Annotated in this window: 15 protein-coding genes; 10 read left to right on the forward strand and 5 right to left on the reverse strand. The window is 57.5% G+C overall.

Features of this window, described 5'->3' with window-relative positions; all coding sequences use genetic code 11:
* Positions 1-113 precede the first annotated feature (113 nt).
* Positions 114-1,424 carry an MFS transporter gene (locus tag EIEH_RS11905; RefSeq protein WP_015870086.1) on the forward strand — a complete coding sequence of 437 codons (1,311 nt, stop codon included), beginning with the start codon at positions 114-116 and terminating at the stop codon, positions 1,422-1,424.
* An 88-nt stretch (positions 1,425-1,512) separates the two neighbouring features.
* On the opposite strand, the gene satP is transcribed toward EIEH_RS11905, so the two are convergent.
* Complete coding sequence (satP, locus tag EIEH_RS11910; RefSeq protein WP_035609688.1) at positions 1,513-2,082, reverse strand: acetate uptake transporter; 570 nt, start codon at positions 2,080-2,082, stop codon at positions 1,513-1,515.
* Positions 2,083-2,398: 316 nt separating this feature from the next.
* Here satP and dnaK point away from each other — a divergent pair, with 316 nt between their 5' ends.
* The 4 genes from dnaK to nhaR all read left to right on the forward strand — a co-directional run bounded on the left by dnaK (position 2,399) and on the right by nhaR (position 8,068).
* Complete coding sequence (gene dnaK, locus EIEH_RS11915) at positions 2,399-4,306, forward strand: molecular chaperone DnaK (protein WP_015870088.1); 1,908 nt, start codon at positions 2,399-2,401, stop codon at positions 4,304-4,306.
* Between the two features lie 110 nt (positions 4,307-4,416).
* A complete protein-coding gene (dnaJ, locus tag EIEH_RS11920) occupies positions 4,417-5,550 on the forward strand; it encodes a molecular chaperone DnaJ (protein ID WP_015870089.1) in 1,134 nt (377 codons plus the stop codon).
* A 228-nt stretch (positions 5,551-5,778) separates the two neighbouring features.
* Positions 5,779-6,957, forward strand: coding sequence for a Na+/H+ antiporter NhaA (nhaA, locus tag EIEH_RS11925; protein ID WP_015870090.1), 1,179 nt, complete (start codon positions 5,779-5,781; stop codon positions 6,955-6,957).
* A 208-nt stretch (positions 6,958-7,165) separates the two neighbouring features.
* Positions 7,166-8,068, forward strand: a complete 903-nt coding sequence (gene nhaR, locus EIEH_RS11930) for a transcriptional activator NhaR (protein ID WP_012847450.1) — start codon at positions 7,166-7,168, stop codon at positions 8,066-8,068.
* 69 nt (positions 8,069-8,137) lie between these two features.
* Here nhaR and rpsT read toward each other — a convergent pair whose 3' ends face one another.
* Complete coding sequence (gene rpsT, locus EIEH_RS11935; protein ID WP_015460922.1) at positions 8,138-8,401, reverse strand: 30S ribosomal protein S20; 264 nt, start codon at positions 8,399-8,401, stop codon at positions 8,138-8,140.
* Positions 8,402-8,812: 411 nt separating this feature from the next.
* On the opposite strand from rpsT, the gene ribF reads away from it, so the two are divergent.
* Genes ribF through ispH form a run of 5 tightly spaced genes read left to right on the forward strand, consistent with a single transcriptional unit; the run spans position 8,813 to position 14,545 of the window.
* Positions 8,813-9,808 (forward strand): bifunctional riboflavin kinase/FAD synthetase, encoded by a 996-nt coding sequence (gene ribF / locus EIEH_RS11940; RefSeq protein ID WP_015870093.1) that lies wholly within the window; start codon positions 8,813-8,815, stop codon positions 9,806-9,808.
* Entirely contained in the window at positions 9,801-12,647 is a 2,847-nt protein-coding gene (gene ileS, locus EIEH_RS11945; protein ID WP_015870094.1) for an isoleucine--tRNA ligase, read from the forward strand. The genes ribF and ileS overlap by 8 nt, the downstream gene beginning before the upstream one ends.
* The gene (lspA, locus tag EIEH_RS11950; RefSeq protein WP_035609724.1) at positions 12,647-13,144 is read left to right on the forward strand and encodes a signal peptidase II; all 498 of its coding nucleotides are present in this window, start codon (positions 12,647-12,649) and stop codon (positions 13,142-13,144) included. The genes ileS and lspA overlap by 1 nt, the downstream gene beginning before the upstream one ends.
* The gene (gene fkpB, locus EIEH_RS11955) at positions 13,144-13,611 is read left to right on the forward strand and encodes an FKBP-type peptidyl-prolyl cis-trans isomerase (RefSeq protein WP_015870096.1); all 468 of its coding nucleotides are present in this window, start codon (positions 13,144-13,146) and stop codon (positions 13,609-13,611) included. The genes lspA and fkpB overlap by 1 nt, the downstream gene beginning before the upstream one ends.
* Entirely contained in the window at positions 13,592-14,545 is a 954-nt protein-coding gene (gene ispH / locus EIEH_RS11960; RefSeq protein ID WP_015870097.1) for a 4-hydroxy-3-methylbut-2-enyl diphosphate reductase, read from the forward strand. The genes fkpB and ispH overlap by 20 nt, the downstream gene beginning before the upstream one ends.
* An 85-nt stretch (positions 14,546-14,630) precedes the next feature.
* Here the strand turns inward: ispH and EIEH_RS11965 are convergent, their stop codons facing one another.
* The 3 genes from EIEH_RS11965 to xdhB all read right to left on the reverse strand — a co-directional run bounded on the left by EIEH_RS11965 (position 14,631) and on the right by xdhB (position 16,739).
* Complete coding sequence (locus EIEH_RS11965) at positions 14,631-15,185, reverse strand: YbhB/YbcL family Raf kinase inhibitor-like protein (protein ID WP_015870098.1); 555 nt, start codon at positions 15,183-15,185, stop codon at positions 14,631-14,633.
* Between the two features lie 190 nt (positions 15,186-15,375).
* Positions 15,376-15,864 (reverse strand): xanthine dehydrogenase iron sulfur-binding subunit XdhC, encoded by a 489-nt coding sequence (gene xdhC, locus EIEH_RS11970; protein ID WP_015870099.1) that lies wholly within the window; start codon positions 15,862-15,864, stop codon positions 15,376-15,378.
* Entirely contained in the window at positions 15,861-16,739 is an 879-nt protein-coding gene (xdhB, locus tag EIEH_RS11975; protein WP_015870100.1) for a xanthine dehydrogenase FAD-binding subunit XdhB, read from the reverse strand. Before xdhB ends, xdhC begins: the two co-directional genes overlap by 4 nt.
* Positions 16,740-16,743 lie beyond the last annotated feature (4 nt).

The following is a 16,743-nucleotide window of genomic DNA, read 5'->3' on the forward strand; positions in this document are numbered from 1 at the left end:
TCATTGCAAGATAAGATTCAGAATGACTGGTATGTCTGTGGCTAACGTTATATCACTATTTTTGCAACACAACATGAACAATAAGTGTCACAAAAATAGGACCATTAAGACATATGGAATTGCACAATCAACGTAGACTGAATCGGCAGGACTATAAAACGCTGGCGCTGGCCGCTCTGGGCGGGGCGCTGGAGTTTTATGACTTTATCATCTTCGTGTTTTTCGCCACCGTGGTCGGCGCGCTGTTTTTCCCGCCGGATATGCCGGAGTGGCTGCGCTTGGTGCAGACCTTCGGTATTTTTGCCGCCGGGTATCTGGCGCGTCCGCTCGGCGGGATTATCATGGCACATTTCGGTGACCGTATAGGTCGCAAGAAAATGTTTTCCCTTAGTATTTTATTAATGGCACTGCCGACACTATTGATGGGGATGTTACCGACCTATCAAAGTATTGGCATTGTTGCACCGTTGTTGCTACTCCTGATGCGAGTGCTTCAGGGGGCTGCTATCGGTGGCGAGGTCCCCGGGGCCTGGGTTTTTGTTGCAGAGCATGTCCCACCACAGCGTATTGGCTTTGCCTGTGGGGTTCTCACCTCGGGGCTGACGTTCGGTATTCTGCTGGGGTCGTTGGTGGCGACCTGGCTGAACAGTTGGCTTACGCCGCAGGAGGTATTGAACGGGGGATGGCGTATTCCGTTCTTCCTTGGTGGTCTGTTCGGGCTGATGGCAATGTACCTGCGGCGCTGGCTGCATGAGACTCCGGTGTTTTTGGAAATGCAGGCGCGCCGGGCGCTGGCCGCTGAATTACCGTTAAAGAGTGTCGTGCGCGATCACCGCCGGGCTGTTGTCGTCTCAATGCTGCTGACCTGGCTGTTGTCTGCCGGTATTGTTGTGGTGATCCTGATGACCCCCAGCCTGTTACAGGCACAGTATCATTTACCTGCGGCGTTAACCCTGCAGGCTAACAGCGTGGCAATCATAACGCTGACGCTGGGCTGTGTTCTGGCGGGGAGTCTGGTGGATAGTCTTGGCGCGGGGCGCTTATTTATCGGATGGGGGGTGCTATTGGCTGTCTGTACCTGGCAGTTTTTTAGTCGCCTGTCCCCGGAGATTGAGCCGGTCCAGCTGTTCTGGCGCTATGGGCTGGCCGGTTTTAGCGTCGGCCTGGTCGGTGCGGTGCCTTTTATTATGGTTTGTGCCTTTCCGGCGGAAGTCCGTTTCAGCGGTATCTCCTTTTCCTACAATCTGGCCTATGCCATTTTTGGCGGCCTGACACCGATTGTCGTGACGCTGCTGCTCACCCTGACGCCGCTGGCGGCAGGCTGGTATGTGCTGACGCTATCGCTGCTGGGCGTGGCGCTGGGGTTTTATTTTCAGCGCTCTCCGCTGCGGGCAGCCGAGGGAGAGATACGTCTGTCCCGTTAGCCTGCACGCGTTTCGCTACGCGTGGTACAACATGTGGTAGGTACAAAAAAGGCTTCCTGCAGGAAGCCTTTTGCATGATGGCGCACAGTTAGGCGTGCTTAGCGCCGATCGGCAATACGTCCCGGCCATATTGCTCGTTAATCACCTCGGCCATCGCCAGATAGATAGCGCTGGCGCCGCAGATAATCCCTTCAATGCCGGCGATATGCAGCACGCTGGCGTTCGCCGTGATGTTGCCATAGGCCAACAGAAAGAACAGTACGGTCAGGCTGGCGAAGACAAACTGCAGGACACGGTTGCCGCGCAGGGTGCCAAAGAACATAAACAGGGTAAAGATGCCCCATAGCGCCAAATAAGTCCCTAGCGACAGGGCGTCGGTAGCCTCGGCCAGCCCCATCTTGGGCAGCGTCAGCAGTGCCGCCAGAGTCAGCCAAAAGGAGCCATAGGCGGTAAACGCGGTCAGTCCAAAGGTATTGCCCTTCTTATACTCCATCAGTCCGGCCAGGATCTGGGCGATACCGCCAAAGAAAATCCCCATCGCCAGAATAACGGAAGTCAGCGGAAAGAGCCCTGCGTTGTGCAGGTTCAGCAAGACGGTAGTCATCCCAAAACCCATCAGACCCAGGGGGCCGGGATTTGCCAACTTGTTGGTGTGCATAAAGCCTCTGTAGTAATAGAATGTAGAAACGGGCTTGAGCCCGTAGGTACGTGCGCCGGGCCGCCACAACGGCCGCTGCTCCCGAGCGCGCGGCATAATAAAGAGGCATCGCACAAGAAACAATCTCTGGTAATAAAAAATCCGTTTTTTTTTGCATCCTCCCCCTTGATGCCCGCGTGGGCGACCCCATCTTAGTAACATCGAAGTTGTTACCCAGTTCGGCAAATGTGGTGAGAACGGTGGTTGAAATGCGAGAACTCGCCCCCACCTAAGGTAACAACGAGCTTGAAAACCGAATTTTTAGTGGAGACGTTCGATGGGTAAAATCATTGGTATCGACCTGGGTACAACTAACTCTTGTGTAGCAGTTATGGATGGCGGCAAGGCCCGCGTTCTGGAGAATGCTGAGGGCGATCGCACCACGCCCTCCATCATCGCCTATACACAGGATGGGGAAGTTCTGGTTGGCCAGCCGGCAAAGCGCCAGGCGGTCACCAACCCGCAAAACACGCTGTTTGCGATCAAACGCTTGATCGGCCGTCGTTTTGAAGATGCCGAAGCACAGCGTGATAAAGACATCATGCCCTATAAGATCGTGGCAGCTGATAACGGCGACGCATGGGTAGAAGTGAAAGACCAGAAGATCGCGCCGCCGCAGATCTCTGCCGAAGTCCTGAAGAAAATGAAGAAAACGGCGGAAGATTTTCTGGGTGAGACGGTGACTGAGGCGGTCATTACCGTACCAGCTTACTTTAACGACGCGCAGCGCCAGGCGACCAAAGACGCTGGTCGTATCGCCGGTCTGGATGTGAAGCGTATCATCAACGAGCCGACCGCGGCCGCGCTGGCCTACGGCATGGACAAAGGGGTGGGTAACCGCACTATCGCTGTCTATGACCTGGGTGGCGGTACTTTCGATATCTCCATCATCGAAATCGATGATGTCGATGGCGAAAAGACCTTCGAAGTTCTGGCGACCAATGGTGATACCCATCTGGGCGGGGAAGATTTTGATAGCCGTCTGATCAACTACCTGGTCGATGAGTTTAAGAAAGAGCAGGGTATTGACCTGCGCAACGATCCGCTGGCGATGCAGCGTCTGAAAGAAGCGGCTGAAAAAGCGAAGATTGAGCTCTCCTCTGCTCAGCAGACCGACGTGAACCTGCCGTATATCACCGCAGATGCCACCGGTCCGAAGCATATGAACATCAAGGTGACCCGCGCTAAACTGGAGTCCCTGGTCGAAGAGCTGGTTGCCCGTTCCATGGAGCCGCTGAAGGTAGCTCTGAAGGATGCCGGTCTGTCTGTCTCTGACATCGACGACGTGATCCTGGTGGGCGGTCAGACCCGTATGCCGATGGTGCAGAAGCAGGTTGCAGATTTCTTCGGTAAAGAACCGCGTAAAGACGTTAACCCGGATGAAGCTGTGGCCATCGGTGCCGCTGTTCAGGGGGGAGTACTGGCGGGTGATGTGAAGGATGTATTGCTGCTGGACGTTACCCCGCTGTCTTTGGGTATCGAAACTATGGGCGGCGTCATGACGGCGTTGATCTCTAAGAACACCACCATTCCGACCAAGCATAGTCAGGTGTTCTCTACCGCTGAAGACAACCAGTCTGCCGTGACCATCCATGTCCTGCAGGGTGAGCGTAAGCGTGCGGCGGATAACAAGTCTCTGGGTCAGTTCAACCTGGATGGTATTCAGCCGGCGCCGCGCGGTATGCCGCAGATCGAAGTCACCTTCGACATCGACGCCGACGGTATCCTGCATGTCTCCGCGAAGGATAAGAACAGTGGGCGTGAGCAGAACATCACCATCAAGGCTTCTTCTGGTCTGAGCGAAGATGAGATCAAGCAGATGGTGCGTGACGCCGAGGCCAACGCCGAAGCGGATCGCAAGTTCGAAGAGCTGGTTCAGGTGCGTAACCAGGCCGATCAGCTGGTGCATGGCACCCGCAAGCTGGTGGAAGAAGCGGGCGACAAACTGCCGGCGACTGACAAGAGCGCGATCGAAGAGGCGGTGAAGGCGCTGGAAGCGGCCAGCAAGGGTGAGGATAAGGCGGATATCGAAGCCAAAATCCAGGCGCTGGTACAGTCTTCTGCCAAGCTGCAGGAGTTGGCGCAGCAGCAGGCCCAGGCCGGTGAAGCGCAGGCGGACACCAGCGCCAAGAAAGATGACGACGTGGTTGACGCCGAATTCGAAGAAGTAAAAGATAAAAAATAATCGCCCTTAAGCGGGCATGGTAACGGCGGCATAAGTCGCCGTTATTCACCGGCACGGGCGTCGAGGAAACTCAACGCCCGTGCCTCTATGTTAGGGGCAAAGCAACCGAAATGGCGAAGAAAGACTACTATGAGATTTTGGGCGTATCCCGTGAAGCGGATGAGCGCGAAATCAAAAAAGCCTATAAACGCCTGGCCATGAAGTATCACCCTGACCGTAATCAGGGCGATAAAGAGGCCGAGGACAAGTTTAAGGAAATCAAAGAAGCCTATGAAATCCTGACCGATGCGCAGAAGCGTGCGGCCTACGATCAGTACGGCCATGCGGCGTTTGAGCAGGGCGGCATGGGCGGCGGCGGCGGTGGTTTCGGCGGCGGTGCGGATTTCAGTGACATCTTCGGCGACGTGTTCGGCGACATCTTCGGCGGCGGTCGTCGCCAGCGCGCGGCGCGCGGCGCGGATCTGCGTTACAACATGGATCTGACGCTGGAGGAGGCGGTACGTGGCGTCACCAAAGAGATCCGGATTCCGACCTTGGCTGAGTGCGATGTCTGCCACGGCAGCGGTGCCAAGAAGGGCAGTGAGCCGATCACCTGCCCGACCTGCCATGGTGCCGGTCAGGTACAGATGCGCCAGGGCTTCTTCACCGTACAGCAGCCTTGTCCGCACTGCCACGGGCGCGGCACTATTATTAAAGATCCGTGCAATAAGTGTCACGGCCACGGCCGGATTGAAAAATCCAAAACCCTGTCGGTGAAAATTCCTGCCGGGGTCGATACCGGTGATCGCATCCGCCTGGCGGGCGAGGGTGAGGCTGGGGAGAACGGGGCGCCGGCCGGCGATCTGTATGTTCAGGTGCAGGTGAAGGCACATCCGATTTTTGAGCGGGAAGATAATAACCTGTTCTGCGAGGTGCCGATCAACTTCGCGATGGCGGCGCTGGGCGGTGAGATTGAGGTGCCGACCCTGGATGGGCGGGTTAATCTGAAGATCCCGGCCGAGACCCAGACCGGCAAGATGTTCCGTATGCGTGGCCGGGGGGTGAAGTCGGTGCGTGGCGGGGCGCAGGGTGACTTGCTGTGCCGTGTGGTGGTCGAGACGCCGGTGAACCTGAACGATAAACAGAAACAGCTGCTGCGTGAGCTGGAGGAGAGCTTTGGCGGCCCCGCCAGTGATAAGAATAGCCCCCGCTCCAAGCGTTTTTTCGACGGGGTGAAGAAATTCTTTGATGATCTGACTCGCTGATATTCTGTTGATTCTGCGTATTCAATCCCCGGGCAGCTTGCTGTGTCGGGGATTTTTTATTGCTCATGCGTTGAGCTCAGTTCGTTAATGATGTCTCTTTCATAAAAAATAATTCTATTATTCCGAGTTATATGCGAAAAATAAATTACTTTTTTCGAGCTATAAGAGGGAGTATGCTGATAGTAAGAGTCTCCGACCTCCTTTGTTTCAGTTGCTTGGGTGAGTGCAATGATAAAGAGTTTGCAGCGTTTTGTCGGCAGTGATGCCTTTGGCGGCGTGATTTTGATCATCGCCGCCGCGCTGGCCATGATCCTGGCCAATACGGACTGGACTAGCCATATCTATCAGGCCTTCCTCAACACGCCGGTTGAGGTACACGTAGGTAGCCTGCACATCAATAAAAATATGCTGCTGTGGGTTAACGATGCCCTGATGGCGGTATTCTTCCTGATGATTGGTCTGGAAGTAAAGCGTGAGCTGGTGTGTGGTTCGCTGGCCAGCGCCCGTCAGGCGGCTTTCCCGGTGATCGCCGCCGTGGGCGGGATGGTGGTGCCGGCGCTGATCTATCTGCTGTTTAACGGCCAGGATGCCGTTGCCAGCACCGGCTGGGCGATCCCGGCCGCGACCGATATTGCCTTTGCCCTGGGGGTTCTGGCACTGCTGGGTAACCGGGTGCCGCTGGCGTTGAAGGTGTTCCTGCTGGCGCTGGCCATCATCGATGATCTGGGCGCTATCATCATCATCGCGCTGTTTTACACCAGCGATCTGTCGATCCTGTCGCTGGCGGTGGCCGGTGCGGCGATCGTGGCGTTGGCGCTGTTGAATCTGTTTAACGTGCGTCGCGTCGGACTGTATATCTTGGTCGGCGTGGTACTGTGGACCGCAGTGTTGAAGTCTGGTGTTCATGCGACGCTGGCCGGCGTGGTTATCGGTTTCTTCGTTCCGTTGAAAGAGCAGGATGGCAAGTCGCCGGCGCGCTCGCTGGAGCATGCGCTGCATCCGTGGGTGGCCTATATGATCCTGCCGCTGTTTGCCTTTGCCAACGCCGGGGTTTCTCTGGATGGCGTGACGCTGTCAGGTCTGTTCTCTCTGCTGCCGCTGGGGGTTATCGCCGGTCTGTTCATTGGCAAGCCGCTGGGGATCAGCCTGTTCTGCTGGCTGGCCGTTAAGCTGAAGTTAGCCACGCTGCCGCAGGGGACCACCTTCAAGGAGATTATTGCCATCGGCGTGCTGTGCGGCATCGGCTTCACCATGTCCATCTTTATCGCTTCGCTGGCCTTTGGCGATGCGGATCCGGCGCTGGCCGTCTTCTCGCGCTTGGGGATCCTGCTGGGCTCTTCCCTGGCGGCTATCGTGGGCTATCTGCTGCTACGGCGGGTGCTGCCGGTGCAGAAAGCGGTGGCGTAACGGCTGCGTTATTCGATACATCTTCACCGCGGGGTCGCTTTTGCGACCCCGTTCTCGTATAGGGGGATGCGTGCCGTTACAGATCTATTGATGGCATGATATCTATCGGTCTAACTGTTATCTTATTATTTAGTTAAGGCTCCCTTGCTGCCGTCAGACGGGGTTCGTCTGAGGAACTGCGGCGGTAACTCACTAGGAGTGCGCACAAGTGCGTCTGTCACATATAAATTTCAATCATCTCTATTACTTCTGGCAAGTGTGTAAAGAGGGGTCGGTGGTCGGGGCCGCGGAGGCGCTGTTTCTGACGCCGCAGACCATTACCGGGCAGATTAAGGCGCTGGAAGAGCGCTTAGGCGGCAAGCTGTTTAAGCGCCAGGGGCGCGGCCTGGTGCCTTCTGAGCTGGGGCAGCTGGTATTCCGCTATGCCGATCGCATGTTTATGCTCAGCCAAGAGATGCTGGATATTGTTAATTATCGCAAAGAGTCCAGCATGCTGTTTGACGTCGGCGTAGCCGATGCGCTCTCTAAACGGTTGGTGAGCCAGGTGCTGGAGACGGCGGTAGCCGACCATGAGCAGATCCACCTGCGCTGCTTTGAGTCGACTCACGAGCTGTTGCTGGAGCAGCTGAGCCAGCACAAGCTGGATATGATCCTGTCGGATTGCCCGGTGGACTCCAGTCAGCAGGAGGGGCTGTTTTCCGTCAAGCTCGGTGAGTGTGGCGTCAGCTTCTTCTGTCGTCAGCCGCTGCCAGAGATGCCGTTCCCGACCTGCCTGGAGCAGCGTAAGCTGTTAATTCCGGGACGTCGCTCTATGCTGGGACGCAAGCTGTTGAACTGGTTTAACAGCCAGGGGTTACAGGTGCAGATCCTCGGTGAGTTTGATGACGCCGCGCTGATGAAGGCGTTTGGCCTGTATCACGATGCCATTTTTGTCGCTCCGTCGATTTATGCGCAGGATATGTACGCCAACGTGCAGGACAATATCCGCGAGGTGGGACGCATCGACAATGTGCAGGAAGAGTATTACGTGATCTTTGCCGAGCGGATGATTCAGCATCCGGCTGTACAGCGGGTATGCAACAAGGACTTTTCAGCGCTGTTCAGCCGTTAGCCATTCCGTGTCGGAAACAAAAAAACCGGCCGAGACCGGTTTTTTATAAAGCTTACAACGTAAGGCAGATTACTGCATTGCGTTGATCTGAGCGGTCAGATTAGCTTTATGACGAGCAGCTTTATTCTTGTGGATCAGGCCTTTGTTTGCCTGACGGTCGACGATCGGCTGCATGTCGTTGTACGCTGCCTGAGCAGCTGCTTTGTCGCCAGTAGCGATAGCTGCGTATACTTTCTTGATGAAAGTACGCATCATGGAACGGCGGCTAGCATTGTGCTTGCGACGCTTTTCAGACTGAACGGCGCGTTTCTTAGCTGACTTGATATTAGCCAAGGTCCAACTCCCAAAATATTCTATAGAGGACAATTCAAAGGCCGAGGAATATGCCCTTTCAGCCTTCTTTTGTCAATGGATTTGTGCAAATAAGCGCCGCTTGTAGTGGCGACACCCGTGCGTTTCAATGGCGCCGAATTTTACCAGCTTTGTTGTGTGGAATACAGCGTTTCGCGCGATTTTTCCCATCATGGCCATCTGACAATGGTGGATGGGGGCTAAATGGTCGCCGCTGGTGCACAGGCGGTAGCGATGCCGTTCCAAGCGGGAGATAAATCCGCATTCATGTATTTAATCGTCGGCTTAACTCCGGTATGGTGAATCAATCCCGTTAAACACCCGACAATCGCCGGTTAACCTTAGTCGCTGTACAAGGTATAATCCGTCGATTTCCACTGTTTTGAGCCTGATATGGAGCTAATTCGCGGCACTCATAACCTACGCGCGCGGCATCGTGGCTGTGTGCTGACCATCGGCAACTTTGACGGCGTGCACCGGGGGCATCGGGCGCTGCTGGCGCGTCTGCGTCAGGAGGGCGATCGTCTTGGGGTGCCGGTGATGGTGATGATCTTTGAGCCCCAGCCTCTGGAGATGTTCGCGCCGCAGAATGCGCCAGCCCGCTTGACGCGCCTGCGGGATAAGTGCCGCTATCTGGCCGACGCCGGGGTGGATGCCGTGCTGTGTGTGGGTTTTGACCGCCAGTTCGCCAGCCATTCGGCTCAGGATTTTGTGAAACACCTGCTGGTCGAGCGCCTCGGGGTGAAGTTTTTGATGATTGGCGATGATTTTCGCTTTGGCGCCGGGCGTGAGGGGGATTACCAGATGCTGCAGGCCGCCGGAAAAGTCTATGGGTTTACCGTCACTAACAGCCTCAGCTTTTGTGTCGGTGATCGGCGGGTCAGCAGTACCGCGGTGCGTCACGCGCTGCGCCACGATGACCTGGCACTGGCGGAAAGCCTGCTGGGCCACCCCTATCGCATTGCCGGGCGGGTGGTTCATGGCGATGCGCTGGGGCGTACCATCGGTTTCCCCACCGCCAATCTACCGCTAAAACGGCTGGTCGCGCCGGTAAAAGGTGTTTATGCCGTAGATGTTTATGGACTGGGTCCCACGCCTTTGCCGGGCGTGGCCAATATCGGTACCCGTCCGACCGTCGCTGGCATACGCCAGCAGCTGGAGGTCCATCTGCTTGATGTGACGATGGATCTCTATGGGCGCCATATTGATGTGGTGCTCCGCGCAAAACTGCGCAATGAACAGCGTTTTGATTCGCTTGATGCACTGAAGCGGCAAATCGCCCAAGATGTGGTGGCTGCCCGCGAATTTTTTTGGGCTGACAACACCGGTCCAGAGCCTGATGGCTCAATCCCAATAGTCGAAAACGGAACCGAAATCGAAGATGAGTGACTACAAGAATACCCTGAATTTGCCGGAAACAGGGTTCCCGATGCGCGGCGATCTGGCCAAGCGCGAGCCTGGCATGCTGCAACACTGGTATGAGCAGGATCTGTACGGAATTATCCGTAATGCTAAGCAAGGCAAGAAAAGCTTCATTCTGCATGATGGCCCTCCGTATGCGAATGGCAGCATTCATATCGGTCACTCAGTCAACAAAATCCTGAAAGATATTATTATCAAGTCCAAGGGGCTCTCCGGCTACGACTCGCCCTATATCCCCGGCTGGGACTGTCATGGTCTGCCGATTGAGCTGAAGGTAGAGCAGCTGATTGGCAAACCGGGAGAAAAGTACAGCGCGGCTGAATTCCGTGAGCAGTGCCGTGCCTATGCCGCCGAGCAGGTCGCCGGGCAGAAAGCCGACTTTATCCGTCTTGGCGTGCTGGGCGACTGGGAACACCCCTATCTGACCATGGACTATGGTACTGAGGCCAATATCATCCGTGCGTTGGCGCGCATTGTGGATAACGGCCATCTGATGAAAGGGGCTAAGCCGGTGCACTGGTGTCCGGACTGCGGTTCTTCGCTTGCCGAAGCGGAAGTGGAGTATTACGACAAGGTCTCGCCGTCCATTGACGTTCGCTTTGCCGCTGTCGATAAAGCGCAGGTGCTGGCAAAATTCGGCGTCAGCGAGGCGAAGGGCGATGTGAACGTGGTGATCTGGACCACCACTCCCTGGACACTGCCGGCCAACCGCGCCGTGGCGCTGCATCCGGAGCTGGAGTACCAGCTGGTGCAGGTGGAGGGGGAATGTCTGATCCTGGCCGCCGATCTGGTCGAGAGCGTGATGAAGCGTGCCGGCATCGACTACTGGCAGGTGCTGGGCAGCTGCAAAGGGGAAGCGCTGGAGTTGCTGCACTTCTGTCATCCTTTCATGAACTTTGACGTGCCGATCATCATGGGCGACCACGTTACCCTGGACGCCGGTACCGGTGCGGTGCACACCGCACCGGGTCACGGACCGGACGACTATGTCGTCGGTCAGAAATACGGCCTGGAGATCGCCAACCCGGTCGGCAGCAACGGCTGCTATCTGCCGGGCACTCATCCGGTGCTGGACGGGCTGTTTGTCTTTAAGGCCAACGATATCGTCATCGATCTGCTCAAGGATAGCGGTGCGCTGCTGCACGTAGAGAAGCTGACCCACAGCTACCCCTGCTGCTGGCGTCATAAGAGCCCGATTATTTTCCGTGCGACGCCGCAGTGGTTTATCAGCATGGATCGTCAGGGGCTGCGCAGCCAGTCGCTGGCTGAAATCGATCGCATCGAACGGCAGGGGCTGGATGAGCAGAATCTCAGCGGCTGGATCCCGGCCTGGGGCAAGGCACGCATCGAATCGATGGTAGCGAACCGCCCGGACTGGTGTATCTCGCGCCAGCGTACCTGGGGCGTTCCGATGGCCATGCTGGTCCATAAAGAAACCCAAGAGCTGCATCCGCGTACCACGGAGCTGATGGAAATGGTCGCCAAGCGCGTGGAGCAGGCGGGCATTCAGGCTTGGTGGGATCTGGACATTCGCGATCTTCTGGGCGACGAAGCCGATCAGTATGAGAAGGTACCGGATACGCTGGATGTGTGGTTTGACTCTGGCTCAACCAGCTATTCGGTAGTGGACGCCCGTCCGGAGTTCAACGGCCACAGCCCGGATATGTATCTGGAAGGCTCCGATCAGCATCGTGGCTGGTTTATGTCCTCGCTGATGATCTCCGTCGCCATGAAGGGTAAGGCACCGTATCGCCAGGTGCTGACCCACGGTTTCACCGTGGATGGGCAGGGGCGTAAGATGTCCAAGTCTGTTGGTAACGTCGTCAGCCCGCAACAGGTGATGAACAAGCTGGGTGGCGACATTCTGCGCCTGTGGGTCGCTTCGACCGACTATACCAGTGAAATGGCGGTGTCGGACGAGATCCTCAAGCGCTCCGCCGATGCCTACCGTCGCATCCGTAATACGGCCCGCTTCCTGCTGGCTAACCTGAACGGTTTTGACCCGTGTAAGGACATGGTGAAGCCGGAGGATATGGTGGTACTGGATCGCTGGGCGGTCGGCTGTGCCAAGCAGGCGCAGGATGAGATCATCGCCGCTTACGAAAACTATGATTTCCACGAAGTCGTGCAGCGTCTGATGCAGTTCTGCTCGGTTGAGATGGGCTCTTTCTACCTGGATATCATCAAGGATCGTCAGTACACCGCCAAGGCTGACTCCGTGGCTCGCCGCAGCTGCCAGACCGCGCTGTACCATATCGCAGAGGCGCTGGTGCGCTGGATGGCACCGATCCTCTCCTTTACGGCTGATGAGGTCTGGGGTTATCTGCCGGGCGATCGCGCACAGTTCGTGTTTACCGAAGAGTGGTACCAGGGGCTGTTTGGTCTGGATGCCGCGGAGCAGATGAACGACGCCTTCTGGGCTGAGCTGCTGAAGGTGCGTGGCGAGGTGAACAGGGTCATTGAGCAGGCGCGTAACGACAAGAAGGTTGGGGGATCGCTGGAGGCTGCCATCACGTTGTATGCGGATGAGGCGCTGGCGACGCAGCTGGACAGTCTGCAGGACGAGCTGCGCTTTGTGCTGATCACCTCGGCGGCGCGCGTTCAGCCATTGGTTCAGGCCACCGCTGATGCGGTTGCCAGCGAATTGGCCGGGCTGAAGGTGGGCTTGGGTAAGGCTGATGGCAGTAAATGCCCGCGCTGCTGGCATTACTCGACCGCCATCGGTCAGGATGCCGCGCATCCTCAGCTGTGTCCGCGCTGTGTCACGAACGTGGCCGGTCAGGGCGAAGAGCGTAAGTTTGCATGATGCGCAGACCTATTTTTTCAACCGGACTGCGCTGGCTGTGGATCGTCGTTGCCGTACTGATTGTTGATTTGGGTAGCAAGCAGCTGATCCTCCAGCATTTTATGCTGGGGGAGACCCTGCCGCTGTTCCCGTCGCTCAATCTGCACTATGCGCGGAACTACGGTGCCGCCTTTAGTTTTCTGGCCGACAGCGGCGGCTGGCAGCGCTGGTTTTTTGCCGGCATTGCCATTGCCATTTGCGTAGCCTTGCTGGTTATGATGTACCGCAGTGCAGCCTCGCAGCGTCTGAGCAATATTGCCTATGCACTGATCATCGGTGGGGCGCTGGGTAATCTGTTCGATCGCCTGTGGCATGGCTTCGTCGTCGATATGATCGACTTTTACGTCGGGAACTGGCACTTCGCCACCTTTAATCTGGCAGATACCGCGATCTGTATCGGGGCCGCACTGGTGGTGGTCGAGGGCTTTTTACCGCAGCGTGACAAGGAGAACAAGTAATGCCTCAGGTTCAGGCGACAAGCGCGGTACTGGTGCATTTTACGCTGACGCTGGAGGACGGCTCCCTGGCGGAGTCGTCACACGAGCGCGGTCAGCCGGCGTTGTTCCGGCTGGGCGACGGCAGCCTCTCTCCGGCGCTGGAAGCTCATCTGCTGGGCTGCAGGCGCGGCGATCGGCGGACTTTCACCTTGGTGCCCGCCGATGCGTTCGGCGAGCGCAGTGATGATCTGGTACAGTTTTTCCCACTGGGGCAGTTTCGCGACAGTGGGATGCCGCAGGCCGGCGCGGTGATTTTGTTCACCGCCGCCGACGGTGCCCAGATGCCGGGGCTGGTTCGCGAGATCGTCGGTGAGTCGGTCACGGTCGATTTTAACCACCCGTTGGCGGGGATGCCGGTGACCTTTGACCTTGAGGTGCTGGCGATCGATCCGCCGCAGGGAGATGAACATGCGCATTCTGCTGGCTAATCCGCGCGGTTTCTGTGCCGGGGTTGATAGGGCGATCAGTATCGTTGAGCGTGCATTGGCTATCTATGGTGCCCCGATCTATGTCCGACATGAGGTGGTGCATAACCGTTTTGTGGTGAACGATCTGCGTGAGCGCGGCGCGGTGTTTATCGAGGAGATCAGTGAAGTCCCCGACGGGGCGATCCTGATTTTCTCTGCGCACGGCGTCTCCCAGGCGGTGCGCGCAGAAGCAAAGGCGCGTCACCTGACCATGCTGTTCGATGCCACCTGCCCACTGGTGACCAAGGTCCATATGGAGGTGGCGCGCGCCAGCCGCCGTGGTACGGAGGCTATCCTGATTGGTCATGCCGGCCATCCGGAAGTGGAAGGTACGATGGGACAGTACAGCAATCCTCAGGGGGGCATGTATCTGGTTGAGTCGCCGCAGGACGTCTGGCAACTGCAGGTTAAAGACGAACAGAACCTCTGCTTTATGACCCAGACGACGCTGTCGGTCGATGATACCTCTGAGGTGATAGACGCTCTGCGGGCGCGTTTCCCGGCGATCGTCGGACCGCGTAAAGACGATATCTGTTACGCCACCACCAACCGCCAGGAGGCGGTGCGCAGCCTGGCGGTACAGGCGGATGTGGTGCTGGTGGTTGGCTCGAAAAACTCCTCCAACTCTAACCGTCTGGCGGAGCTGGCGCGTCGGGCCGGAAGAGCGGCTTACCTTATCGATAGCGCTTCGGATATTGATGATGCCTGGCTGAGCGGAGTGGGCTGCGTGGGGGTTACAGCCGGGGCATCGGCACCGGACGTACTGGTACGCGAGGTCATCGACCGTCTGCAGGCGCTGGGGGGGGCGGCGGCGCAGGAGATACAGGGGCGGGAAGAGAATATTGTGTTTGAGGTACCGCGTGAGCTACGTATCGAGGTACAGCAGGCCGACTGAGCCGTGGGGCAGAGAGTAAAACAAACGGGGTGCCCGATGGGTGCCCCGTTTGTTTGTTGCCCTTTGTCATCAGGCGAGTCCGGACTCAGCGCATATTGGTCGGTGCCGTCAGGCGGGCTTCGCCGATTTTATGCTGCAAGATGAAGTAGCCGGCATAGGCGGGAGAAGCGTGGGCAGGAATGTCTAACTTCGCGACATTCAGTGCATATACGGTGATTTGGTAGTTATGGGGCTTGGCTCCCGGAGGAGGACAGGCGCCGCCAAAGCCGTTATAGCCAAAGTCATTGCGCAGCTGGATTGCGCCCTTGGGCAGATCGCGGCTCTCTTTCTCTCCGACGTTTTGTGCCAGGCTATGTACTGAGGCGGGAATGTCGATCATCATCCAGTGCCACCATCCGCTGCCTGTTGGTGCATCCGGATCATACATGGTGACGGCAAAACTCTTGGTGCCCGCCGGTACATCACTCCAGGTCAGCGCCGGTGATTTATTCTGCCCGGTACAGCCCCAGCCATTAAAAATCTGTACGTTCTGTAGCGACTTACCATTGTCAACTGAGGGACTACTGAGCGTCATTGCCTGGGCGCTGAGGCTAAGTCCCCCGGCAACCAGCAGGCAAGCGAGTGCTTTCTTGGTAAACATAACATAATCTCCTAGGGAGGCTAATGGGAATGCCATGAATGTGTCTGATCATAGCTCCCTGCGGAGAAACTGTCAGCCATATATAGAATATTTCTATTATTTTCAAATTGTTATGTAATTATTTCCCCAAGGCTGTAACCCGATATTACCGCAATAATACCGGGTTACGCCGGGGTGCGGTTTAGGTGCCCTACTGCTCCTCTTCTTCGTGCTGGCAGAGATCGACGGCGCGTACGATGGCCTGATAGCCGGTACAGCGGCACAGGTTGCCGGAGAGGCCGCGGCGGATCTCTTGATGCGTCAGCGGGCGACTGCGCGGTTTTGCCAGCAGGGCATGGGTCGCGACCACCAGTCCCGGAGTACAGAAACCGCACTGCACAGCGCCGGCGTCGACATAGGCCTGCTGGATCGGAGAAAGGCTGTCGGCTCGGCCCAGTCCTTCGGCCGTGACGATTTGCTTACCATCTGCCCACAGCGCCAGATACAGGCAGCTGTCGGTTGCCACGCCATCGATCAATACGCTGCAGGCGCCGCACTCACCGACGCAGCAGCCCTGCTTCACGCTGGTTAGCCCGTGCTCGCGCAGCATTTCCAGCAGTGATATCGCCGGCGACACGCAAAACTGATAGGTTTTCCCATTGATCTGGCAGCGGATCTCAACCCACTCTTTGACATTCATAGTATATCTCCTCCCGCACGCTGCACGGCCAGGGTAATGGCCCGCTGTGCCAGGGTGCGGATCAGGTGTAAACGGAATTCCTTTTCTGCGCGCCAGGATGAGCGTGGCGAAACGTCAGCGGCGACGGCGGCAGCGACGGCGGCCAGCGTCTGGCGGCTCAGCGGCTGGCCGTTGGCGCAGGACTCGGCCTGCGGGCAGCGGATCGGCGTCGGTGCCGCGACGCCGTAAGCCAGACGCAGCTCGCTGAAGCGTCCAGACTCAATGCGACACAGCGCTGCACAGCCGATGGTGGCAATATCCATCGCACCGCGCATGGCGTACTTGATATAGGCGCTGCCAGCGTGGCGGTGATCGTTGGGATGAAAGCGGAAGGCCAGCAGGATCTCACCAGGGGTCAGCGCCACCTTCCCCGGCCCGGTATGAAAGCCGTCGATCGGACGGATCGTTACGCCATCAGGCGTCAGGATCTCCAGCTGGGCCTTGAGCGCGACGCTGGGGGCAGCGGAGTCTGCGCTGGTGGCACCGTTGCAGATGTTACCGCCGTAGGTGGCGACGTTGCGGATCTGCGGACCGGCGATGGTGGCGGCGGCTTCAGCCAGCATTGGCAGGTGCATCTGGATCAGCGGGTGCTCGATGAGCTGGGTAAAGGTGGTGCCTGAGCCGATGCGTAGGGAGCCATCCTCTAGCATCGTAATGCCGCACAGCTCGGGTAGCCCGTGGATATCCACGATATGGGCGTACTGCGCGTTATGGTGGTGCAGCTGGATCAGCACGTCGGTGCCGCCCGCCAGCAGCCGGCTGTCCGGGTGGGCCAGCATCAGCTCGCTGGCATGGCGCGCGCTGGTGGCGCGCAGGTAGCGTTTAATATCATACATGTCG

It is taken from the genome of Edwardsiella ictaluri ATCC 33202, assembly GCF_000264785.1.
GTDB lineage: Bacteria > Pseudomonadota > Gammaproteobacteria > Enterobacterales > Enterobacteriaceae > Edwardsiella > Edwardsiella ictaluri.